This is a genomic window from Pseudomonas paraglycinae (assembly GCF_021601625.1).
Classification (GTDB): Bacteria; Pseudomonadota; Gammaproteobacteria; order Pseudomonadales; family Pseudomonadaceae; genus Aquipseudomonas; species Aquipseudomonas paraglycinae.
In genome coordinates this window covers 246283-267287 of record NZ_BQHR01000008.1, presented here as the reverse complement: position 1 = coordinate 267287, position 21005 = coordinate 246283, and the positions used below count along the sequence as shown (strand labels likewise).

The following is a 21005-nucleotide window of genomic DNA, read 5'->3' as shown; positions in this document are numbered from 1 at the left end:
CCCGCCTGGATCACCAGGCGGGGCTTTTTATTGGCTTTGGAATCAGACGAGAGGTTTAGGCTCGTGTTCTTTTTCCTGGGCCTCTTCGTGTTGCTCGACCGCTTCCTGAACGGAGCGTGGTGCTTCGGCAATCACGGCCTCAACGGCAACTTCTTCAGCGACCGGGGCAGGAGCTGCCTCGACCACTTCGGCAACCACTGGCTCGGCAGCGACTGGAGCAGCAGCGGCAGCCAGTTCGGCTTCCTTCTGCAGACGCTCTTCTTCACGCTTGCGACGACGTACTTCACGCGGGTCGTTTGGTGCGCGGCCGCTTGGGGTCAGGGCGCTGACCGGCGCGACAACTGGAGACGCTTCAACTACCGGGGCAGGTGCTTCGGCGACAACTGGCGCTTCAACCACAGGGGCTTCAACGACCGGTGCCGGTTCGGCAACCACTACTGGCTCGGCAGTCTTGGCTTCTTCAACAACAGGTGCTTCAACCACTGGCGCTGGTGTTTCTGCGACAGCTGGCTCGGCGACCCAGTTGAATGCGGTCTGTTCTTCGCGAACTTCACGCACGGTTTCGGTCACGGTTTCTGCGACGGTTTCGACAACCGACTCTTCAACTACGGCTGGTGCTTGGAAGGTCACCGCTGGTTCGGCAGCCACTTCAGCTTGAGGCTGAGCTTCGCGAGCCGGAGCCACTTCGACTTCCGGAGCGGCAGCTACTTCTACCGGAGTGGTTGCTTCAACAACCGGCGCTTCTACTGGAGCAGTTTCCAGTGTTGCAGCGGTAGCGCGTTCAGCTTGCTCGTGGGCCTGAGCTTCAGCCGGAGCGCTGATCGCGGTGCTGGCAACCGCAGCGGTCACAGCCAGACCAGCAGCCAGATCGGCAGTGCTTGGCGCCTGGGTGTTTTCGCCGGACTCGGATTCTTCCGAACCTTCGATCACGTTGCCATTGGCATCACGCTGACGCTCGCGACGGTTGCTGCGACGACGCTGACCACGGGAGCGGCGGCGTGGACGATCGCCTTCGGCGTTCTCCGAACCGTCTTCCGGCAGTTGCTCTTCGTTGGTGGTGATTTCTTCTTCAGCGACGGCAGCAGCGGCCTGTTCGGCACGCGGTTGACGCTCTTCACGCGGAGGACGTGGCGCACGTTCTTCACGCGGCTGACGGGCCGGACGCTCTTCAGCGGTGGCGGCGGCAGCAACGGCCGGAGCGGCATCCAGAGGTTCGCGCAGTTCACGTACGCGTTCTTCACGCTCGCCACGCGGCTTGCGATCTTCACGTGGAGCACGTGGTGCACGTTCTTCACGAGGGGCGCGTGGTGCGCGTTCTTCGCGGGCTACCGGTGCTTCGTCACGGGATTCGCGCGGCTCGCGGACTTCACGTGGTTCGCGCGGCTGACGCTCTTCACGCGGCTCACGTGGGGCGCGCTCTTCACGCGGTGCACGTTCTTCGCGCGGCTTGCGTTCTTCATCGCGGCGACCGTTACGGTTGCGGCTCTGCTGACGACCGTTGCGACGCTCTTCGTTGCGGGCCGGACGCTCGGTGGCTGGTTTTTCAACCACAACCGGAGCTACAGGTTCTTCCTTGGTGGCGAACAGGCTGACCAGCGACTTCACCAGGCCTTTGAACAGGCTTGGCTCTGGCGCGGCAACCGGAGCAGGTGCCGGGGCCGGAGCGGCGACTTCGGTCGGAACCGGAGCGTTGGCGCGGGCCGGAGCGGTCTTGACGGCGGCTTCCTGGCGCACCAGGGTGCGGGTCGCGGCGGCTGGCTGGACGTCTTCGACGTCGGCGGCAGCGGCAGCGATTTCGTAGCTGGACTGGTTGGTCGCGGCTTCCGGGCTGTCGTCACGCAGACGCTGAACTTCGAAATGCGGGGTTTCGAGGTGATCGTTCGGCAGGATGACGATGCGGGCGCGGGTGCGCAGTTCGATCTTGGTGATCGAGTTGCGTTTTTCGTTGAGCAGGAACGCGGCCACCGGGATCGGCACTTGAGCGCGAACTTCGGCGGTGCGGTCTTTCAGGGCTTCTTCTTCGATCAGGCGCAGGATCGCCAGGGACAGCGATTCGACGTCACGGATGATGCCGGTGCCGCTGCAGCGCGGGCAGACGATGCCGCTGCTTTCGCCGAGCGAAGGACGCAGGCGCTGACGGGACATTTCCAGCAGGCCGAAGCGCGAGATGCGACCGATCTGCACGCGGGCGCGGTCGGCTTCCAGGCATTCGCGGACTTTCTCTTCCACGGCGCGCTGGTTCTTGGCAGGGGTCATGTCGATGAAGTCGATGACGATCAGGCCGCCGATGTCGCGCAGGCGCAACTGACGGGCGATTTCTTCAGCCGCTTCAAGGTTGGTCTGCAGGGCGGTTTCTTCGATGTCGCTGCCTTTGGTGGCGCGCGCCGAGTTGATGTCGATGGACACCAGGGCTTCGGTCGGATCGATGACGATGGAGCCGCCGGACGGCAGTTCAACGACGCGCTGGAAAGCGGTCTCGATCTGGCTTTCGATCTGGAAACGGTTGAACAGCGGAACGCTGTCTTCGTAAAGCTTGATCTTGCTGGCGTACTGCGGCATCACCTGGCGAATGAAGGTCAGGGCTTCGTCCTGGGCTTCAACGCTGTCGATCAGCACTTCGCCGATGTCCTGGCGCAGGTAATCGCGGATGGCGCGGATGATGACGTTGCTTTCCTGGTAGATCAGGAACGGCGCGGAACGATCCAGCGAGGCTTCTTTGATGGCGGTCCAGAGTTGCAGCAGGTAATCGAGGTCCCACTGCATTTCTTCGCTGCTGCGGCCCAGGCCTGCAGTGCGCACGATCAGACCCATGTCGGCCGGAGCGACCAGACCGTTCAGCGCTTCACGCAGTTCGTTGCGCTCTTCGCCTTCGATGCGACGGGAGATGCCGCCGGCACGCGGGTTGTTCGGCATCAGAACGAGGTAACGACCGGCCAGGCTGATGAAGGTGGTCAGGGCTGCGCCCTTGTTGCCACGTTCTTCTTTTTCGACCTGAACGATGACTTCCTGGCCTTCGCTCAGGACGTCCTTGATGTTGACGCGGCCTTCAGGGGCTTTCTTGAAGTATTCGCGGGAGATTTCTTTGAGGGGCAGGAAGCCGTGGCGCTCGGAGCCGAAATCGACAAAGGCAGCCTCAAGGCTTGGTTCGATGCGAGTGATGCGGCCTTTATAGATGTTGGCCTTTTTCTGCTCGCGTGCACCGGATTCGATGTCCAGGTCGTAGAGGCGCTGGCCATCTACCAGTGCAACACGCAACTCTTCGGGTTGAGTTGCGTTAATCAGCATTCTTTTCATGTAGTACCGTCGGTTTCCGGGCTGCCGGAAACGGCGTTCGGCACACACGACTTCTCACGGTCGGTGTCAGGTGCGTCGGGAGTGGTTGGCCATTCCCGTGTCCAGCGATGTCCGGCCAATTGGGCCGTTATCGCGACGTACGCGTCCTGCTTGCTGTGGCTACTTAAGCACTCAGTCAGGAGGAGGAATCAACCGGTGGCTGTGGACGAGATGAAGCGTCTTGATAAAACCTGTTGCTACACAGTCCAGCGGTTGTGCATCTCCACCCTACACGTATCCCTGATAATTCGGGTGCTGCCGCGCGCAGAATCCGCAGCGGGTTGGCATTTACCGTGAGCTCCGAAAGGGGAGGTCACGCATCATGGCTAATTCAGGCGGTGTTTCCGGAGTCTTCGCTCGGGGTCATCCGCGGCTGACTGCACTTTGTGAACTGGCCGTGAATATGGCTCGCGTGGCGAGTCAAAACTCTGCTTTGCGGCGTGATTCAGGCCTCATGTCACCTGCGCTTGTTACAGCTGCAAACTCCACCGTTACGTAGCAAAAGCCCCGTAGGACGGCCTCGCGTCCTGGTGAATTGCGTTGGTCAGGGCCGGTTTTTGACCGTGGTTCCGCTGTCCAGGCCGCTTTTGGCGGCGTTCGCGACTATAGCAGCAATGATTAAGTGCTTCAATTCCATAAAAATTGTTATCATCGGCGCCATGACGACTACTGCCCCTTCGACTCCAGGCGTTCAATTGCTTGAGGTCTCGCCGGAATATGCCGGCCAACGAATCGACAATTTCCTCCTCGCCCGGCTCAAAGGCGTGCCCAAGACCTTGATTTACCGCATTTTGCGCAAAGGCGAAGTGCGTGTGAACAAAGGTCGGATCAAGCCCGAATACAAGCTGCAGGCCGGCGACATCGTGCGCGTGCCGCCTGTTCGTGTGCCTGAGCGTGACGAGCCGGTGCCTTTGGCCCAAGGCCTGTTGCAGCGCCTGGAAGCCTCGATTGTCTACGAAGACAAGGCCCTGATCGTGATCAACAAGCCCGCCGGCATTGCGGTTCACGGTGGCAGCGGCCTGAATTACGGCGTTATCGAAGCCTTTCGTCAGTTGCGCCCCGATGCCAAGGAGCTGGAACTGGTTCACCGTCTCGATCGCGACACCTCCGGCCTGCTGATGATCGCCAAGAAGCGCAGCATGTTGCGCCACTTGCATGCCGCGTTGCGCGGTGACGGTGTCGACAAGCGTTACATGGCACTGGTTCGCGGCAATTGGGCGACCTCGATCAAGCAAGTCCGTGCGGCGCTCGGCAAGAGCAATCTGCGCTCCGGGGAGCGCATGGTCGAGGTCGACGAGGAGGAGGGCAAGGAGTCTGTGACCGTGTTCAAGGTCCTGCGTCGCTTTGGCGATTTTGCCACTTTGATCGAAGCCAAGCCGATCACCGGTCGCACGCACCAGATCCGCGTCCATACGTTGCACGCAGGGCACTGCATTGCCGGTGACACCAAGTACGGCGATGATGGTTTCAGTAAGGAAATCCGTGATCTGGGCGGCAAGCGCCTGTTCCTGCACGCGTACATGCTGACCGTGCCGCTGCCCGATGGCGGTGAGCTCAAGTTGCAGGCACCGGTCGATGAAATGTGGGCCAAGACTGTGGAGCGATTGAGTGCGCCCATCTGATTACAAGCTGCTGATTTTCGATTGGGACGGCACGCTGGCCGACTCCATACATCGGATTGTCGAGGCGATGCACTCGGCGTCCGGGCGCTCCGGTTTCGAGCTGCGTGATGACTTTGCCGTCAAAGGCATTATCGGTCTGGGCTTGCCCGAGGCGATCCGTACGCTGTATCCCGAAATCAGCGATGCCGAAATGACCTTGTTTCGCGAGTATTACGCCGATCACTACATCGCTGCAGAAGCCGTGCCTTCGCCGTTGTTCGAAGGCGTAGTCGAGTCGATGGCGTCCTTTCGCGAGCAGGGCTATCACCTGGCTGTCGCGACCGGCAAGAATCGTCGCGGTCTGGATCGGGTGCTCAAGGCCAATGGCTGGGAAGATTATTTCGATATCACCCGCGCTGCCGATGAAACTGCGAGCAAGCCGCACCCTCTGATGCTGGAGCAGATACTCGCTCACTGCGGTGTGCGTGCCGAACAGGCGTTGATGGTCGGCGATTCGTCCTTCGACCTGCTGATGGCGCGCAATGCGGGGATGGATTCGGTGGCGGTCAGTTATGGCGCGCAATCGATCGAATCACTGCAGCAGTTCGAGCCGCGACTGTCGATCGACCATTTTTCCGAATTGCACGCCTGGCTGGGGCAGCAGGCTTAATACGTTTTTGCTGGGGTGGATGGCATGACCGACGAATGGAAAGCACCGGCCAAGGCAACTGCCGACGACGGTGATGCGAAAAGCTGGAAGCTGCTGGAAAAGACTCTGCTGGCCGGCGTGCAGGAGCAGCGTCGTTCGCGGCGCTGGGGCATCTTCTTCAAGTTGCTGACCTTTGTTTATCTGTTTGTTGCGCTGATTCTGTTCACGCCGTTGATGGATATGGAGAAAAGCGCTACGCGCAGCTCCAACTACACCGCGTTGATCGACGTCACCGGCATGATCGCCGACAAAGAGCCTGCCAGCGCCGACAACATCGTCGGCAGCCTGCGTGCAGCGTTCGAAGATAAGAAGGTCAAAGGCGTAATCCTGCGCATCAACAGCCCGGGCGGCAGTCCGGTGCAGTCGGGTTATGTGTATGACGAAATCAAGCGCCTGCGTGGCCTGCACCCCGACACCAAGCTGTACGCGGTGATTTCGGACCTGGGCGCTTCCGGTGCCTATTACATCGCCAGTGCGGCGGATCAGATCTACGCCGACAAGGCCAGTCTGGTGGGTTCCATTGGTGTGACGGCGGCCGGTTACGGGTTTGTCGGCACCATGGAGAAACTTGGCGTCGAGCGTCGCACTTACACTTCTGGCGAGCACAAGGCGTTCCTCGATCCGTTCCAGCCGCAAAAGCCGGAAGAGACCGCGTTTTGGCAAAGTGTGCTGGATACCACGCACAAGCAGTTCATCAACAGCGTCAAGCAGGGGCGTGGTGATCGCCTGAAGGACAAGGAGCATCCGGAGCTGTTCTCCGGGCTGGTCTGGTCTGGCGAGCAGGCCCTGCCGCTGGGGTTGATCGATGGTCTGGGCAATGCCAGCTCGGTGGCGCGTGACGTGATTGGCGAAAAAGAACTGGTGGACTTCACCGTTCAGGAATCGCCGTTCGATCGCTTCTCGAAGAAGCTCGGCGCCAGCGTTGCCGAGAAACTGGCAATGTGGATGGGTTTCAACGGCCCGTCGTTGCGCTGATCGAATGCTGCAAGAAAAACCGGCCTGAGGGCCGGTTTTTTGTGGGTCAGGGAATCTGTACGCCTTCGGCCAGCAGCATATCGATCAGGCGAATCAGCGGCAGGCCGATCAGGCTGGTAGCGTCCGGGCCTTCGGTGGATTGGAACAGGCTCACGCCCAATCCTTCGGCCTTGAAGCTGCCGGCGCAGTCGTAGGGTTGCTCGGCGTGCAGATAGCGCTCGACGCGGGCCTGGTCCAGTACGCGCATGTTTACGGTGAAGGGCACGCAGTCGACCTGGCAGTGGCCGGTCTGGCTGTTGAGCAGGGCCAGGCCGGTGAGGAAGGTCACGCTGGCGCCGCTGGCGGCCATCAGTTGTTCGCGGGCATTTTCGAAGGTGTGCGGCTTGCCGATGATGCGCTCGCCGAGTACCGCAACCTGGTCGGAGCCGATGATCAGGTGAGCAGGGTGGCTGTCGGCCAAGGCTCGGGCTTTCTGTTCGGCGAGGCGCTTGACCAGCTCGATTGCCGACTCGTCCGGGCGATGGCTTTCATCGATATCCGGCGAGCTGCAGACGAACGGCAGGCGCAGACGGCTGAGCAATTCCCGACGATAGGTCGAGCTTGAAGCGAGTAATAAAGGCAGCATTCGCATCTCCAGAGGCAGGCGACAGATTCTAGCGGAGGCGCGCAAGTGACGGACAGGGCACAATTTCCTTTGACATGGGTGGGTGCATCCCTATAATGCTGCGCCTATGTTGAATGACCCGATTCCACCTCACGTTGACCCGCGCAAATTGGCTGACCGTGGCACCACCCTTCAAGGTGAACTGCTGCTGGCCGATTTGAAGAGACTCTGCGACCCGCTTTCCGACGATGTCGGTACGGTGCAGGCAAAATTCGTTTTTGAACGAGATGAACGTAAATCTGTGGTAATCCACAGCTTTATCGACACCGAAGTCAAAATGGTTTGCCAGCGTTGTCTTGAGCTGGTCACCCTGCCGATCCACAGCGAATGCAGTTACGCTGTTGTGAAGGAGGGTGCGAATACCCAGTCGTTACCGAAAGGTTATGACGTGCTGGAACTGGGCGAAGATCCATTGGATCTGCAGTCACTGATCGAGGAGGAGCTTCTGCTCGCCTTGCCCATTGTGCCTGCTCATCATCCGGAAGAATGCCAGCAGCCGGCGGGAGCAGATGAGCCCGAACCGAGCGAGGACGAGGTAACGCGGTCCAACCCGTTCAGTGTATTGGCGCAGTTAAAGCGTGACCCAAACGTTTAGGAGTTAATCAATTATGGCTGTTCAGCAGAACAAAAAATCCCGCTCTGCCCGTGACATGCGCCGTTCGCACGACGCTCTCGAGGCTAGCACCCTGTCTGTAGAAAAAACCACTGGTGAAGTTCACCTGCGTCACCACGTATCGCCAGAAGGCGTATACCGTGGCCGTAAAGTGATCGACAAGGGCGCTGACGAGTAATCACTTGTCCGCTCAAGTCATCGCGATTGACGCAATGGGCGGGGACTTCGGTCCCCGCAGCATTGTTCAGGCCAGCCTTGCTTGCCTTTCTGCTACGCCCTCGCTGCACCTGACCCTCGTCGGTCAACCCTCCCTTCTTGAAGAACTGATCACCGGCCAATCGGCTGCCGATCGCGCGCGCCTGACGATTGTTCCGGCGTCCGAAGTCATCACCATGGACGAAAAACCTGCTCAGGCCCTGCGTGGCAAGCCGGATTCGTCGATGCGTGTCGCTCTCGAATTGCTGCGTGACGGCAAGGTTCAGGCCTGTGTCAGTGCCGGCAATACCGGTGCCTTGATGGCGCTGTCGCGATTTGTGCTCAAGACCCTGCCGGGGATTGATCGTCCGGCCATGGTCGCCGCGATCCCTACTCAGAAGGGCTATTGCCAGTTGCTTGATCTGGGCGCCAACGTCGATTGCAGTGCCGAGCATCTGTTGCAGTTCGCCGTGATGGGTTCCGTGGCGGCGCAAACGCTGGGTATCGCTCGCCCGCGTGTCGCGCTGCTGAATATCGGCACCGAAGACATCAAGGGCAATCAGCAGGTCAAGCTTGCTGCGACGTTGCTGCAGGCTGCCCGGGGCATCAATTACATCGGCTTCATCGAAGGTGACGGTTTGTATCGCGGCGAGGCGGACGTGGTGGTTTGCGATGGTTTTGTCGGCAATATTCTGCTCAAGTCCAGCGAAGGCCTGGCGACCATGATCGCTGCGCGCATCGAGGCTTTGTTCAAGAAAAACCTCGCCTCCCGCGCTGTCGGCGCTCTGGCGTTGCCATTGATGAAGCGTCTGCAGGCTGATCTGGCACCGGCGCGACATAACGGCGCAAGCTTCCTCGGTTTGCAGGGCATTGTCGTGAAAAGTCACGGTTCGGCCGGGGTTCAGGGATTTCAGAGTGCCATTCAGCGAGCGCTGATCGAGATTCAGGAGAATCTTCCCGAACGCCTGCACGGCCGTCTGGAGGATTTGTTGTCTTAGGCGTTTTCGTCGGACAATGCTTAAATGTGACCGCCCGGTTCAAAGGGCCATCCAACTGTCAGTTTCTTGCGTCCCTCTAGCGGGATGCCATTTTTCCGACGACAAGATCATTAGGGGCTTGTTACATGTCTGCTTCCCTCGCATTCGTCTTTCCAGGACAGGGTTCGCAGTCCCTCGGCATGCTGGCCGAGCTGGGCGCGCAACATCCGTTGATCCTCGAAACTTTCAAAGAAGCATCCGATGCTCTGGGCTACGACCTGTGGGCGCTGACCCAGCAGGGCCCGGAAGAGCTGCTCAATCAAACCGATAAAACCCAACCGGCCATTCTGACCGCTTCGATCGCCCTGTGGCGTCTGTGGCTGGCGGAAGGTGGTGCGCGTCCGGCCTTCGTTGCCGGTCACAGCCTGGGTGAATACAGCGCGCTGGTCGCTGCCGGCAGCCTGAGCCTTGCCGATGCGGTAAAACTCGTTGAGCGCCGTGGCCAGCTGATGCAGGAAGCTGTTCCGGCCGGGCAGGGCGGCATGGCTGCCATCCTAGGCCTGGAAGATGCCGACGTTCTCGCTGCCTGTGCCGAAGCGGCGCAAGGCGAAGTGGTCAGCGCGGTGAACTTCAACTCCCCGGGTCAGGTAGTGATCGCCGGTGCCAAGGCGGCCGTTGAGCGCGCCATTGAAGGCTGCAAGGCCCGTGGTGCCAAGCGCGCCATGCCGCTGCCGGTCAGCGTGCCTTCGCACTGCGAGCTGATGCGTCCGGCTGCCGAGCGCTTCGCCGAGTCCATCGCTGCCATCGACTGGCAGGCACCGCAGATCCCTGTGGTACAGAACGTCAGCGCTCAGGTGCCGGCGGATCTGGAAACCCTCAAGCGTGATCTGCTGGAGCAACTCTACAAGCCGGTCCGCTGGGTCGAGTCCGTACAAACCCTGGCCGCCAAAGGTGCGACCAATCTGGTCGAGTGCGGCCCTGGCAAGGTGCTGGCCGGTCTGAACAAACGTTGCGCCGAAGGCGTTTCGACTTCCAACCTCAATACCCCAGACGCTTTTGCTGCTGCTCGCGCAGCGGCTGTCTGAATCAGGAGAAGCTTGCATGAGTCTGCAAGGTAAAGTTGCACTGGTCACCGGCGCAAGCCGTGGCATCGGCCAGGCTATCGCACTGGAACTGGGTCGTCAGGGCGCCATCGTTGTTGGCACCGCGACTTCCGCTTCGGGCGCCGAGCGTATTGCTGCGACCCTGAAGGAAAACGGCATCCAGGGCGCAGGTTTCGAACTGAACGTCACCAGCGACGAATCGGTCACCAAGGTGCTGGCGAGCATCCAGGAGCAGTTCGGTGCTCCGGTAGCGATTCTGGTCAACAATGCCGGCATCACCCGCGATAACCTGATGATGCGCATGAAAGACGACGAGTGGTACGACGTGATCGATACCAACCTGAACAGTCTGTATCGCCTGTCCAAGGGCGTTCTGCGCGGCATGACCAAGGCGCGTTGGGGCCGAATTATCAGTATTGGCTCGGTGGTGGGTGCCATGGGCAACGCTGGCCAAGTAAACTATGCAGCCGCCAAGGCCGGTCTGGAAGGTTTCAGCCGTGCCATGGCGCGTGAAGTCGGTTCGCGTTCGATTACGGTCAACTCGGTAACCCCAGGGTTCATCGACACCGATATGACTCGCGAGCTGCCTGAAGCACAGCGTGAAGCCTTGCAGACGCAGATTCCGCTGGGCCGTCTGGGACAAGCTCAAGAGATCGCGTCCGTGGTCGCTTTTCTTGCATCCGACGGTGCGGCATACGTGACCGGGGCTACAATCCCGGTTAACGGCGGGATGTACATGTAATTCAAATGTGACGGATTGCTTCAAAAAAATGTCATACGAGCTGTCTAAAATCCGTTATAAAGCTGCAATCTATTTATAGGCAGAGGGCCGCAGGGTTTGAGGAGTGAAGCTTTCAGTTGAAAAGCTGAAAAGTCTTTCTATACACTTACCCACTGGCCAGCTGCCTGAATTTGTCCATTAGGAGTGAAAACAAGGTATGAGCACCATCGAAGAGCGCGTCAAGAAAATCGTTGCCGAGCAACTGGGTGTTAAAGAAGAAGAAGTGGTCAACACCGCTTCCTTCGTAGAAGACCTGGGTGCCGACTCCCTTGACACCGTTGAGCTGGTGATGGCTCTGGAAGAGGAATTCGAGACCGAAATCCCTGACGAAGAAGCTGAGAAGATCACTACTGTACAAGCTGCAATCGACTACGTTACTAGCCACCAGGCGTAATAGTTTGTAATCGTTGCTTGCTGTCATGGAAAAACCGCACTGCCATCATGGCGTGCGGTTTTTTCTTTAGGCCTGATGCAAAGTCGTCATTTGAAAAAGGAGAGTGCTGTGTCGCGTAGACGCGTCGTAGTCACCGGTATGGGTATGTTGTCGCCACTGGGCACGGATGTGCCGAGCAGTTGGCAGGGCATTCTGGCTGGCCGCAGTGGCATTGGTCTGATCGAACACACCGACCTTTCTGCCTATTCCACCCGCTTTGGCGGCTCGGTAAAGGGCTTCAATGTCGAGGAATACCTGTCGGTCAAGGAAGCGCGCAAGCTCGACCTGTTCATTCAGTACGGTCTGGCGGCCGGCTTTCAAGCCGTACGCAATGCCGGTCTGGAAGTCACCGATGCCAACCGTGAACGCATTGGCGTGGCCATGGGTTCGGGTATCGGCGGTCTGACCAACATCGAAGAAACCAGCCGCACGCTGCACGAGACTGGCCCGCGCCGGATTTCTCCGTTCTTTGTGCCTGGCTCGATCATCAATATGATTTCCGGTTTCCTGTCCATCCACCTGGGTGCACAGGGGCCTAACTACGCCATCGCCACAGCGTGTACCACCGGTACGCACTGCATCGGCATGGCGGCGCGCAACATCATGTACGACGAAGCCGACGTGATGATTGCCGGCGGTGCCGAAATGGCCGCGTGCGGTCTGGGCATGGGCGGCTTTGGTGCTTCCCGTGCGCTGTCGACCCGCAACGACGAGCCGACCCGCGCCAGCCGTCCGTGGGACAAGGGCCGTGACGGCTTCGTACTGTCCGACGGCGCCGGTGCCCTGGTGCTCGAAGAGCTCGAGCACGCCAAGGCCCGTGGCGCGACCATCTACGCCGAGCTGATCGGTTTCGGCACCAGTGGCGACGCCTTCCACATGACTTCGCCACCCGCCGACGGCGCTGGTGCCGCGCGCTGCATCACCAACGCGCTTCGCGATGCGAAGATCAACGTCGATCAAGTGCAATACATCAACGCCCACGGCACTTCGACCCCGGCCGGTGACCTCGCTGAAGCCAACGCGATCAAGTCGGTGTTCGGTGATCACGCCTACAAGCTGGCAGTCAGCTCCACCAAGTCCATGACCGGTCACCTGCTGGGTGCGGCGGGCGCGGTCGAGGCGATCTTCAGCGTGCTGGCGATCAACAGCCAGGTGGCGCCACCAACCATCAACCTCGATGAGCCGGACGAAGGCTGCGACCTCGATTTCGTGCCGCACACCGCGCGCAACATGGATATCGATGTCGTACTGTCCAACTCGTTCGGGTTTGGCGGCACCAACGGCACGTTGGCGTTCCGTCGGTTCGCCGGCTGATGGACTGCTGGGTCGACGGTCTGCCGGCTGACGCTCTGTCGCTGAAAGATCGAGGCCTGGCTTACGGCGACGGTCTGTTCGAGACCATCGCCGTGCGAGGCGGGCAGCCGTTGCTGCTGGATCGGCATCTGACGCGTCTGGCCGACGGCTGTGCGCGTCTGGCCATCGCAGCCGACATCGAGCGGGTTCGCCATGAGCTGCAATCCTATGCCGCCGCGATGGGCGAGGGCGTGCTCAAACTCATCCTCACCCGAGGCGACGGATTGCGCGGTTATGCGCCGGATCCTTCGGCGCAGGGCCGACGCATTCTGCAAGGCAATCCTCCCGCCGCTTATCCAGCGGCCCACGCCGAGCAGGGCGTTCGCCTTTTTCCGTGTAGCACGCGTTTGTCCAGACAGCCGTTGCTTGCCGGGCTCAAACACCTCAATCGACTGGAACAGGTTATTGCCCGTGCCGAATGGCAGGACAGTGAACACGCCGAAGGTTTGATGCTCGATCAGGCCGGTCGGGTGATCGAAGGCGTGTTCAGCAATCTGTTCCTGGTGCGTGACGGTGTGCTGATCACGGCGGACCTGAAACGCTGCGGCGTGGCCGGGGTGATGCGCGCAGAAATATTGTTTCAGGCAGAGTCCCTGGGCATCCCCGTGCAAATCACCGACATCCCCCTCGAACAGCTGCAATGGGCCGATGAAGTCTTTGTCTGCAACAGCGTGTATGGCGTCTGGCCGGTACGCGCCTGTGCTGCTCTGAGCTGGCCGGTTGGCCCGCTCACCCGTAAACTGCAAACCATTGCCCGCGCGCTACTGGATGCCTGATTCGTGAGACGTAAACTTTTGCTGCTGCTGGAAACCGGACTGGTTCTGGCAGGGCTGCTGTTGGGCGCCAGCGCCTGGAAGATTCATTCGGCACTGGAACAGCCCCTGAACATCACGCAGGAAGAACTGCTGGATGTGCCAAAGGGATCCACCCCGACCCGTACTTTTCTTGGACTCGAAGCCGATGGCGTCATCAAGGACGCGTTCTGGCTGCGGGTCTATTGGCGTTTCAACCTTGCCGGCACGCCGATTCACAGCGGTGAATACCGCATGCAGCCGGGCATGACCGTCAACGGCCTGATCGACCTGTGGAAGCGCGGCGATGTGGTTCAGTACAGCCTGACCCTGGTCGAAGGCTGGAATTTCCATCAAGTGCGCGCCGCGCTGGCCAAAGATGAAAAGATCGAGCAGACCCTCAACGGTCTGAGCGACAGTGATGTGATGGCCAAAATCGGTCACAAGGGCCTGTTCCCTGAAGGCCGCTTCTTCCCCGACACCTACCGCTTCGTGCGCGGTGTGACCGATACCGAACTGTTGAAAAAGGCCTTCGACCGCCTCGACGAAGTGCTGGCCAAGGAGTGGGAAAAACGCTCCGCCGACGTGCCTTACACCGAGCCCTATCAGGCGCTGATCATGGCGTCGCTGGTGGAGAAGGAAACCGGCGTGCCTCAGGAACGTGGCCAGATTGCCGGCGTCTTTGTACGTCGCATGGCGCTGGGCATGCAGCTGCAGACCGATCCGACGGTGATCTACGGCCTGGGTGACCGCTACAACGGCAAGCTGACTCGTGCGCATCTCAAGGAAGCCACGCCGTACAACACGTACATGATTCCCGGCCTGCCGCCGACGCCGATCGCCATGGTCGGACGTGAAGCCATTCACGCCGCACTCAACCCGGTGGATGGCACCAGCCTCTACTTTGTTGCCCGTGGCGATGGCAGCCACGTGTTCTCCGATGATCTGGACGCGCATAACAACGCGGTGCGCGAATACCAGCTCAAGCGGCGCGCGGATTACCGCTCGAGCCCGGCGCCTGCAACAGCGCCCGAGGCCGCGCCGGCAGCCGAGGAGGCGATACCTGCCGCCTCACCCGATACTGCACCGGAATCGTTGCCGCAGCCGCCCGCTCAAGCGCCTGCACCGACGCCGGAACCGGAAGCCTCCGCTCCCCAAAACACGCAATGACTTTGATTAAGGACTGCCTGTGACTGGCTTGTTTATTACCCTGGAAGGCCCGGAAGGCGCCGGCAAAAGCACCAACCGCGAATACCTCGCCGAGCGCCTGCGCGCCGCCGGTATCGAAGTGGTGCTGACCCGCGAGCCCGGCGGTACGCCGCTGGCCGAGCGCATTCGTGAGGTGTTGCTGGCCCCGGTCGACGAAGTGATGAACCCGGACACCGAGCTGTTGCTGGTGTTCGCCGCCCGTGCCCAGCATCTGGCTGAAGTCATTCGACCGGCACTGGCCCGTGGTGCGGTGGTGCTCTGTGACCGTTTCACCGATTCGACTTACGCCTACCAGGGTGGCGGTCGCGGCTTGTCGCTGGAGCGCATCGCGGCGCTGGAGACTTTCGTGCAGGGCGATCTGCGTCCCGACCTGACGCTGATTTTCGATCTGCCGGTGGAAGTCGGTTTGGCCCGCGCCAGTGCTCGTGGACGTCTGGATCGTTTCGAGCTGGAAGGCCGTGAGTTTTTCGAGGCCGTACGCAGTGCTTTCCTCAAGCGCGCGGAAGCCGATCCGGCGCGTTACGTGCGGATCGACGCCGGTCAGCCGTTGGCCAAGGTTCAACAATCGCTGGATACCCTGATTCCGAATTTGCTGGAGCTGAGCCGTGGCTGAGGCCTATCCGTGGCAGGACAGCCTCTGGCAGCAACTGGCCGGTCGCACTCAGCATGCCCACGCGTATCTGCTGCACGGGCCGGCCGGGATCGGCAAGCGCGCGCTGGCCGAGCGACTGATGGCCAGCCTGCTGTGCCAGCGTCCGACGCCTGAAGCCTGCGGCGAGTGCAAATCCTGTCTGCTGCTCAAGGCCGGCAGCCACCCGGACAATTACATCCTCGAACCGGAAGAAGCGGACAAGGCGATCAAGGTCGACCAGGTACGCGATCTGGTCAGTTTCGTGGTGCAGACCGCGCAACTGGGCGGACGCAAGGTGGTGCTGATCGAACCGGTGGAGTCGATGAACATCAACGCTGCCAACGCTTTGCTCAAGAGCCTTGAAGAGCCGTCCGGCGATACCGTGCTGTTGCTGGTCAGTCACCAGCCGAGCCGTCTGTTGCCGACCATCAAGAGCCGCTGCGTGCAGCAGGCCTGTCCGCTGCCAAGCGAATCCATGAGCCTGCAATGGCTGGCTCAGGCATTGCCGGAATGTTCCGAAGACGAACGGGTCGAACTGTTGACCCTGGCCGCCGGCTCGCCGTTGGCCGCCGTCACGTTGCAGGGGCAGGGCGTGCGTGAACAGCGTTCGCAGGTTGTCGAAGGCGTGAAGAAGCTGCTCAAGCAGCAGCAATCGCCGACGCAACTGGCCGAGGAGTGGAAAAACATTCCGATGCTGCGGCTGTTCGACTGGTTCTGCGACTGGTCGAGCCTGATCCTGCGCTATCAATTGACCCAGGATGAAGCAGGCCTCGGCCTGACCGACATGCGCAAGGTCGTGCAGTACCTGGCGCAGAAAAGTGCTCAGCCTAAAGTGCTGGATATTCAGGACTGGATCCTCGCCCAGCGTCAGAAAGTCCTGAGCAAGGCCAACCTCAATGCGGCGTTGCTGCTGGAAGCGTTGCTGGTGCAATGGGCGAGCTTGCCTGGCCAAAGATAAGAATGTGTACCTAGACTCTGAACATCAGCAGTGGAGGTCAACATGAATGAACCTATCAGCCCGGGGCCGCGCAACGGCATCTTGTCCCTGACCATCAAGGACAAGTCGGTCCTTTACGCCGCCTACATGCCGTTCATCAAGAACGGTGGCCTGTTCATCCCGACCAACAAGAGCTACAAGTTGGGCGACGAGGTGTTCATGCTGCTGAACCTGATGGACGAGGCGGAGAAGATTCCCGTGGCCGGCAAAGTGGCCTGGATCACCCCCAAAGGCGCCCAAGGCAACCGCGCAGCGGGCGTCGGCGTGCAATTCAACGATGGCGACAACACCGCGCGCAGTCGCATCGAAACTCATCTGGCCGGAGCCCTGAAGTCCGACCGTCCCACTCATACGATGTAAGTTGCAGTCCTTTTTATGCTCGTAGATTCCCATTGTCACCTTGATCGCCTCGACCTCGCCGTTCACGACGGTTCCCTGGATGCCGCGCTGGACGCGGCCCGTCAGCGCGGGGTCGGACACTTCCTGTGCATCGGCGTCAGCGCCGACAACGCGGCCGACGTCAAAGCCCTCGCCGAGCGCTACGATGATGTCGATTGCTCAGTCGGCGTACATCCGCTGGATGTGCAGCCGGGCGCGGCGCCGGCGCTGGACTGGCTGCTGCACGAGCTCAATCACCCGAAAGTGGTGGCGATCGGCGAAACCGGTCTGGACTATCACTACGAGCCGGAAGCGGCGGAACTGCAGCAGGAGTCGTTCCGACTGCACCTGCAAGCAGCACAGCAGACTGGCAAACCGGTGATCATCCACACCCGTGGCGCCCGTGCCGATACGCTCGAGCTGCTGCGCGAAGCCGCGCTGCCCCAGGCCGGTGTGTTGCATTGCTTCACCGAAGACTGGGACATGGCCAAGGCGGCGCTGGACATGGGTTATTACATTTCCCTGTCGGGCATCGTCACCTTCCGCAATGCCGATGCGCTGCGCGATGTGGCGAGCAAGGTTCCGGCCGATCGCCTGCTGGTGGAAACCGATTCGCCGTATCTGGCGCCGATCCCGTATCGCGGCAAACCGAACCTGCCGCAATACGTGCGGGAAGTGGCAGAGTTTCTGGCGATGCTGCGCGGCGAGAACTACGAGCGCTTTGCCGAGCAGACCACCGAGAACTTCAAGCGACTGTTTCCGCTGGCGCATGTAAAAGCCTGAATCGCAGGCAAAAAAAACCCGGGTTCTGGGGGGTGAATCCGGGTTAAGACCATTAGGAGTAAAACAAAGGCACGCGGTCCCTTGGTACCTTTACCGGCGCGACACTTGGGGGAGATGTCGCCCGACAGTTCAAGTATTGATCAGTCTGGCGCCGAGTCCAGTTGGCCGGCCGGGGTTTTTAAACAAATTTGGAATACGTTCGCTTCGGTTATGTTCTCATTCCCCCCGAAACGTTCGTGAAATGAACAAGAAACACAGATATGGTCGGATGATCCGTGCATTTTTGCGCAAGTTAGGCATAATACGCGGCTTCGAATTTTGACCCCTACAGACCTTTTCTTATGCACAAAGAACCTCGTAAGGTCCGTGAGTTTCGTCGCCGCGAGCAAGAAATTCTCGATACCGCGCTCAAGCTGTTCCTCGAACAAGGTGAAGACAGTGTCACCGTCGAGATGATTGCTGATGCCGTGGGTATCGGCAAAGGCACGATCTACAAGCACTTCAAGTCCAAGGCCGAAATCTATCTGCGCCTGATGCTCGGTTACGAGCGCGACTTGAACGAGCTGTTGCACTCGGCCGATGTCGACAAGGACAAGGAAGCGCTGTCCCGTGCCTACTTTGAATTCCGCATGCGCGACCCGCAGCGCTATCGCCTGTTCGATCGCCTGGAAGAGAAGGTGGTCAAGGGCAATCAGGTGCCCGAGATGGTCGAGGAGCTGCACAAGATCCGTGCCTCGAACTTCGAACGCCTGACGCTGCTCATCAAGGGCCGCATCAGCGAAGGCAAGCTCGAAGACGTCCCGCCGTACTTCCACTACTGCGCATCCTGGGCGCTGGTGCACGGCGCGGTGGCGCTGTATCACTCGCCGTTCTGGAGCAATGTGCTGGAAGATCAGGAAGGTTTCTTCCAGTTCCTGATGGACATCGGTGTGCGCATGGGCAACAAGCGCAAGCGCGACCCTGAAACGCCAAGCAGCTGAATCATTCAGTTGCCTTATGCGCCGTGTTTTTCGCTACATGGCGCAGTACCGCAGGAATATACTCAGGCATAGGGCTTGCTAAAACTTGAATTGTGAGTCAAGTTTTAGCCGCTCGATTTTCCATCGCCGGAGTGCTTCATGATCGTTGACCGTCAAGGCAGGCGTTTTCGCAATTTGCGGATCAGTCTGACTTCAGCCTGCAATTACGCCTGTACCTACTGCGTGCCCAACGGCAAGCGGCTGGTGGCTGCGCAGGATGAACTGTCGGCCGAGGCCATGGCACGTGGCGTGGCTTATCTGATCGAAGCCGCCGGCATCGAGCGCCTGCGCATTACCGGCGGCGAGCCGCTGGTCAGCCCCAAACTCGAATCTTTCATGAGCGCCGTCGGCAAGATGGGTCTGGAAGACATCAGCCTGACCACCAACGGTCAGCTCCTTGCGAAAAAGCTCCCGCTGCTGGTCGATGCCGGCCTGCGACGCCTCAACGTTTCCCTCGATACCCTGGACGCCGGCGCGTTCCGCAGCATTGCCCGTGGCGGCGATCTGGCCACCGTGCTGGATGGCATGGATCAGGCGGCCGCGGCGGGGATGAAGATCAAGGTCAACATGGTGCCGTTGCGCGGGCAAAACCTCGACCAGGTGATGCCGCTGCTCGATTACTGCCTCGAGCGCGGCTTCGAGCTGCGTTTCATCGAGCTGATGCGCATGGGCCACCTGGCCACTGATTCCAACGCCTTCCTGCAACAGTTCGTCAGCCTGCAACAGCTGCTTAGCCTGATCGGCGAACATTACGAGTACGCGCAAACCGACGCGCCGGTGGACGCCACGGCGGTTCGCTATGCGATTCCCGGTAGGGGCAACTTCGGCGTTATCGCCAACGAAAGTGTGCCGTTCTGCCGAACCTGCTCGCGCCTGCGTCTGTCGTCCACCGGATGGCTGCATGGCTGCCTGTCGTCGAGCAACCGCCACTACGTCGGTGACCTGCTCGACAAACCACGTCACGAGGCGCTGCCGGCGTTGCAGCGACTGCTGGTCAAGGCGTTGGGCGACAAGCAGGAAGTCGCGTTCTCCGGGGGCGCCACCGTCATGAAGATCATCGGCGGCTGAACCCGGTTTAGCCGCGAAGTCTTATTTCAAAGCGGACACCTGCACATTTCCAAGGACTGGCGCAAAAGCTGCATCCTACGGCCATTCGCCGGTTTTCCGTCACCGGCTTCTGGAGGATTAGGATGCGTAGCCTGGTTTTGCTGCTGGCCGTTTTGGCGCTGGGCGGCTGTATGACTGTCAGTGATATGGCCGAAGGAACTCGCTACCAGATGAGCGACGCGGGGCTGCTGGACCACAGCGACAGCCGTCGCGTAAACAACTTCCGCATTCAGCCGGATTCGTTCATCTACATTGCGCAAGGCTCGTTCGCGCCGCCGGGTGGTTCTTACCCGCGGCCCAACGTAGTGGCTGAAGAGGCCTTCAAAGGCTTCGTCGAGTACTTCCCGATGGTCCGCCGCGCCCGTGCGCCGGAAGGCCTCGATCAGGCGATGGGCGAAGCCCGCGACGCCGGTGCCCACTACCTGCTGTACACCCGTTTCGCCAAGGCCGACGACCGCATCGGCAACTCCGATGAGTGGCTCGATCAGGAAGCCGTGGATCGCCTCGGTATCGACGGCGGCGTGATTCAGATCATGTTGATCGAGACCAGCACCCAGTATTTGATTGATACTGCACGGATCAAGAGTCGTGGCGGTTTACTGACGTTCCACGACAACAAGCCCGAAGACCTGATCGGCCCACCGCTTGCGCAGTACGCGCGCAGTCTGCTTGGCGTCGGGGACCAGTAATCAAGGAGTACGCCATGAGTGGCCCGCAAAAAGCCAATGATCTGCTGGGGCAAATCCCCAAAACCAAAGGCTTGCCGCCGGTGCACTTGTGGAATCCGGATTTCTGCGGCGACATCGACATGCGCATCGCCCGTGACGGCACCTGGTATTACCTGGGCACGCCGATCGGGCGCAAGCCGATGGTCAAGCTGTTCTCCACCATCATCCGCCGCGACGGCGATGATTACTTTCTGATTACTCCAGTGGAGAAAGTCGGAATCAAGGTCGACGACGCGCCATTCGTGGCGATTGCCGTCGAGGTGGAAGGCGAGGGGGAGGCGCAACTGCTGCGCTTTACCACCAACGTCGATGAAACCACCGAGGCCGGTCCCGAACATCCGATCCGGGTCGAAATCGATCCGACGACGCAAGAACCTGCCCCTTACGTGCATGTGCGCACCAACCTCGAAGCGCTGATCCACCGCAACGTGTTCTATCAGTTAGTGGAGCTGGCTGTCAGCCGTGAGATCGACGATCAGCGATGGTTGGGTATTTGGAGTGGCGGTGAGTTTTTCCCGATAGGTCTTGAACCTTGAGATGTTGTCCGCCTGGCGCCACTGCGCAGATCGAGCCCGCTTGAATCCTTTCCGGCAGCTGCTATAGCTGTAGTGTGGCAAGATGCCAC

General features: G+C 60.2%; 22 protein-coding genes. 20 read left to right on the top strand and 2 right to left on the bottom strand.

Annotated elements, in window-relative coordinates:
* Positions 1-42 precede the first annotated feature (42 nt).
* Complete coding sequence (gene rne / locus L6D82_RS14500) at positions 43-3294, bottom strand: ribonuclease E (RefSeq protein WP_236189811.1); 3252 nt, start codon at positions 3292-3294, stop codon at positions 43-45.
* Positions 3295-3992: 698 nt separating this feature from the next.
* Between rne and rluC the strand changes: the two genes are divergently transcribed.
* The 3 genes from rluC to sppA are packed head-to-tail and all read left to right on the top strand — an operon-like array spanning position 3993 to position 6618.
* The gene (gene rluC / locus L6D82_RS14495) at positions 3993-4955 is read left to right on the top strand and encodes a 23S rRNA pseudouridine(955/2504/2580) synthase RluC (protein WP_007950779.1); all 963 of its coding nucleotides are present in this window, start codon (positions 3993-3995) and stop codon (positions 4953-4955) included.
* Positions 4942-5604, top strand: coding sequence for an HAD-IA family hydrolase (locus tag L6D82_RS14490; RefSeq protein WP_085607333.1), 663 nt, complete (start codon positions 4942-4944; stop codon positions 5602-5604). The genes rluC and L6D82_RS14490 overlap by 14 nt, the downstream gene beginning before the upstream one ends.
* A gap of 24 nt (positions 5605-5628) precedes the next feature.
* On the top strand, positions 5629-6618 hold the full coding sequence (gene sppA, locus L6D82_RS14485) for a signal peptide peptidase SppA (protein WP_102686510.1): 990 nt from the start codon (positions 5629-5631) through the stop codon (positions 6616-6618).
* 46 nt (positions 6619-6664) lie between these two features.
* Here the strand turns inward: sppA and L6D82_RS14480 are convergent, their stop codons facing one another.
* Positions 6665-7243: a Maf family protein gene (locus L6D82_RS14480; protein ID WP_236189809.1), complete on the bottom strand. Its 579-nt coding sequence runs from the start codon at positions 7241-7243 to the stop codon at positions 6665-6667.
* A 106-nt stretch (positions 7244-7349) separates the two neighbouring features.
* Between L6D82_RS14480 and L6D82_RS14475 the strand changes: the two genes are divergently transcribed.
* The 17 genes from L6D82_RS14475 (at position 7350) to L6D82_RS14395 (ending at position 20916) form a co-directional block, all read left to right on the top strand.
* Entirely contained in the window at positions 7350-7877 is a 528-nt protein-coding gene (locus L6D82_RS14475; protein WP_003204262.1) for a YceD family protein, read from the top strand.
* Between the two features lie 13 nt (positions 7878-7890).
* Complete coding sequence (rpmF, locus tag L6D82_RS14470) at positions 7891-8073, top strand: 50S ribosomal protein L32 (protein ID WP_003179396.1); 183 nt, start codon at positions 7891-7893, stop codon at positions 8071-8073.
* 4 nt (positions 8074-8077) lie between these two features.
* On the top strand, positions 8078-9088 hold the full coding sequence (plsX, locus tag L6D82_RS14465; RefSeq protein WP_074688106.1) for a phosphate acyltransferase PlsX: 1011 nt from the start codon (positions 8078-8080) through the stop codon (positions 9086-9088).
* A gap of 125 nt (positions 9089-9213) precedes the next feature.
* Positions 9214-10152, top strand: coding sequence for an ACP S-malonyltransferase (gene fabD, locus L6D82_RS14460; RefSeq protein ID WP_007950787.1), 939 nt, complete (start codon positions 9214-9216; stop codon positions 10150-10152).
* Between the two features lie 16 nt (positions 10153-10168).
* Positions 10169-10912, top strand: coding sequence for a 3-oxoacyl-ACP reductase FabG (gene fabG, locus L6D82_RS14455; RefSeq protein ID WP_007950790.1), 744 nt, complete (start codon positions 10169-10171; stop codon positions 10910-10912).
* Between the two features lie 196 nt (positions 10913-11108).
* The gene (gene acpP / locus L6D82_RS14450) at positions 11109-11345 is read left to right on the top strand and encodes an acyl carrier protein (RefSeq protein ID WP_003175607.1); all 237 of its coding nucleotides are present in this window, start codon (positions 11109-11111) and stop codon (positions 11343-11345) included.
* A gap of 108 nt (positions 11346-11453) precedes the next feature.
* Complete coding sequence (fabF, locus tag L6D82_RS14445) at positions 11454-12698, top strand: beta-ketoacyl-ACP synthase II (protein WP_007908259.1); 1245 nt, start codon at positions 11454-11456, stop codon at positions 12696-12698.
* A complete protein-coding gene (gene pabC / locus L6D82_RS14440) occupies positions 12698-13513 on the top strand; it encodes an aminodeoxychorismate lyase (protein ID WP_064383485.1) in 816 nt (271 codons plus the stop codon). Before fabF ends, pabC begins: the two co-directional genes overlap by 1 nt.
* Positions 13514-13516: 3 nt before the next feature.
* Positions 13517-14698, top strand: coding sequence for an endolytic transglycosylase MltG (gene mltG / locus L6D82_RS14435; protein ID WP_129973706.1), 1182 nt, complete (start codon positions 13517-13519; stop codon positions 14696-14698).
* Between the two features lie 19 nt (positions 14699-14717).
* On the top strand, positions 14718-15350 hold the full coding sequence (gene tmk, locus L6D82_RS14430) for a dTMP kinase (RefSeq protein WP_236189807.1): 633 nt from the start codon (positions 14718-14720) through the stop codon (positions 15348-15350).
* Positions 15343-16326, top strand: coding sequence for a DNA polymerase III subunit delta' (locus L6D82_RS14425; protein ID WP_085745056.1), 984 nt, complete (start codon positions 15343-15345; stop codon positions 16324-16326). The genes tmk and L6D82_RS14425 overlap by 8 nt, the downstream gene beginning before the upstream one ends.
* Before the next feature lie 42 nt (positions 16327-16368).
* Positions 16369-16725 carry a PilZ domain-containing protein gene (locus tag L6D82_RS14420; RefSeq protein WP_236189805.1) on the top strand — a complete coding sequence of 119 codons (357 nt, stop codon included), beginning with the start codon at positions 16369-16371 and terminating at the stop codon, positions 16723-16725.
* 15 nt (positions 16726-16740) lie between these two features.
* On the top strand, positions 16741-17526 hold the full coding sequence (locus tag L6D82_RS14415; RefSeq protein WP_085730469.1) for a TatD family hydrolase: 786 nt from the start codon (positions 16741-16743) through the stop codon (positions 17524-17526).
* Between the two features lie 341 nt (positions 17527-17867).
* Positions 17868-18506, top strand: coding sequence for a TetR/AcrR family transcriptional regulator (locus L6D82_RS14410; RefSeq protein WP_236189787.1), 639 nt, complete (start codon positions 17868-17870; stop codon positions 18504-18506).
* Between the two features lie 138 nt (positions 18507-18644).
* Positions 18645-19613 carry a GTP 3',8-cyclase MoaA gene (locus L6D82_RS14405; protein ID WP_102686506.1) on the top strand — a complete coding sequence of 323 codons (969 nt, stop codon included), beginning with the start codon at positions 18645-18647 and terminating at the stop codon, positions 19611-19613.
* Between the two features lie 122 nt (positions 19614-19735).
* Entirely contained in the window at positions 19736-20341 is a 606-nt protein-coding gene (locus L6D82_RS14400) for a DUF4823 domain-containing protein (protein WP_007950810.1), read from the top strand.
* A gap of 14 nt (positions 20342-20355) precedes the next feature.
* The gene (locus tag L6D82_RS14395) at positions 20356-20916 is read left to right on the top strand and encodes a DUF1285 domain-containing protein (protein WP_085745054.1); all 561 of its coding nucleotides are present in this window, start codon (positions 20356-20358) and stop codon (positions 20914-20916) included.
* Positions 20917-21005 lie beyond the last annotated feature (89 nt).

Excerpts from the sequence above, each read along its gene's own strand:
- L6D82_RS14480 (WP_236189809.1), bottom strand. The coding sequence starts at position 7,243 with ATGCTGCCTTTATTACTCGCTTCAAGCTCGACCTATCGTCGGGAATTG.
- L6D82_RS14415 (WP_085730469.1), top strand. The coding sequence starts at position 16,741 with ATGCTCGTAGATTCCCATTGTCACCTTGATCGCCTCGACCTCGCCGTT.
- fabG (WP_007950790.1), top strand. The coding sequence starts at position 10,169 with ATGAGTCTGCAAGGTAAAGTTGCACTGGTCACCGGCGCAAGCCGTGGC.
- L6D82_RS14475 (WP_003204262.1), top strand. The coding sequence starts at position 7,350 with ATGTTGAATGACCCGATTCCACCTCACGTTGACCCGCGCAAATTGGCT.
- L6D82_RS14395 (WP_085745054.1), top strand. The coding sequence starts at position 20,356 with ATGAGTGGCCCGCAAAAAGCCAATGATCTGCTGGGGCAAATCCCCAAA.
- pabC (WP_064383485.1), top strand. The coding sequence starts at position 12,698 with ATGGACTGCTGGGTCGACGGTCTGCCGGCTGACGCTCTGTCGCTGAAA.
- acpP (WP_003175607.1), top strand. The coding sequence starts at position 11,109 with ATGAGCACCATCGAAGAGCGCGTCAAGAAAATCGTTGCCGAGCAACTG.
- L6D82_RS14400 (WP_007950810.1), top strand. The coding sequence starts at position 19,736 with ATGCGTAGCCTGGTTTTGCTGCTGGCCGTTTTGGCGCTGGGCGGCTGT.
- L6D82_RS14405 (WP_102686506.1), top strand. The coding sequence starts at position 18,645 with ATGATCGTTGACCGTCAAGGCAGGCGTTTTCGCAATTTGCGGATCAGT.
- rluC (WP_007950779.1), top strand. The coding sequence starts at position 3,993 with ATGACGACTACTGCCCCTTCGACTCCAGGCGTTCAATTGCTTGAGGTC.
- fabD (WP_007950787.1), top strand. The coding sequence starts at position 9,214 with ATGTCTGCTTCCCTCGCATTCGTCTTTCCAGGACAGGGTTCGCAGTCC.
- rne (WP_236189811.1), bottom strand. The coding sequence starts at position 3,294 with ATGAAAAGAATGCTGATTAACGCAACTCAACCCGAAGAGTTGCGTGTT.
- L6D82_RS14420 (WP_236189805.1), top strand. The coding sequence starts at position 16,369 with ATGAATGAACCTATCAGCCCGGGGCCGCGCAACGGCATCTTGTCCCTG.
- L6D82_RS14410 (WP_236189787.1), top strand. The coding sequence starts at position 17,868 with ATGCACAAAGAACCTCGTAAGGTCCGTGAGTTTCGTCGCCGCGAGCAA.
- sppA (WP_102686510.1), top strand. The coding sequence starts at position 5,629 with ATGACCGACGAATGGAAAGCACCGGCCAAGGCAACTGCCGACGACGGT.
- rpmF (WP_003179396.1), top strand. The coding sequence starts at position 7,891 with ATGGCTGTTCAGCAGAACAAAAAATCCCGCTCTGCCCGTGACATGCGC.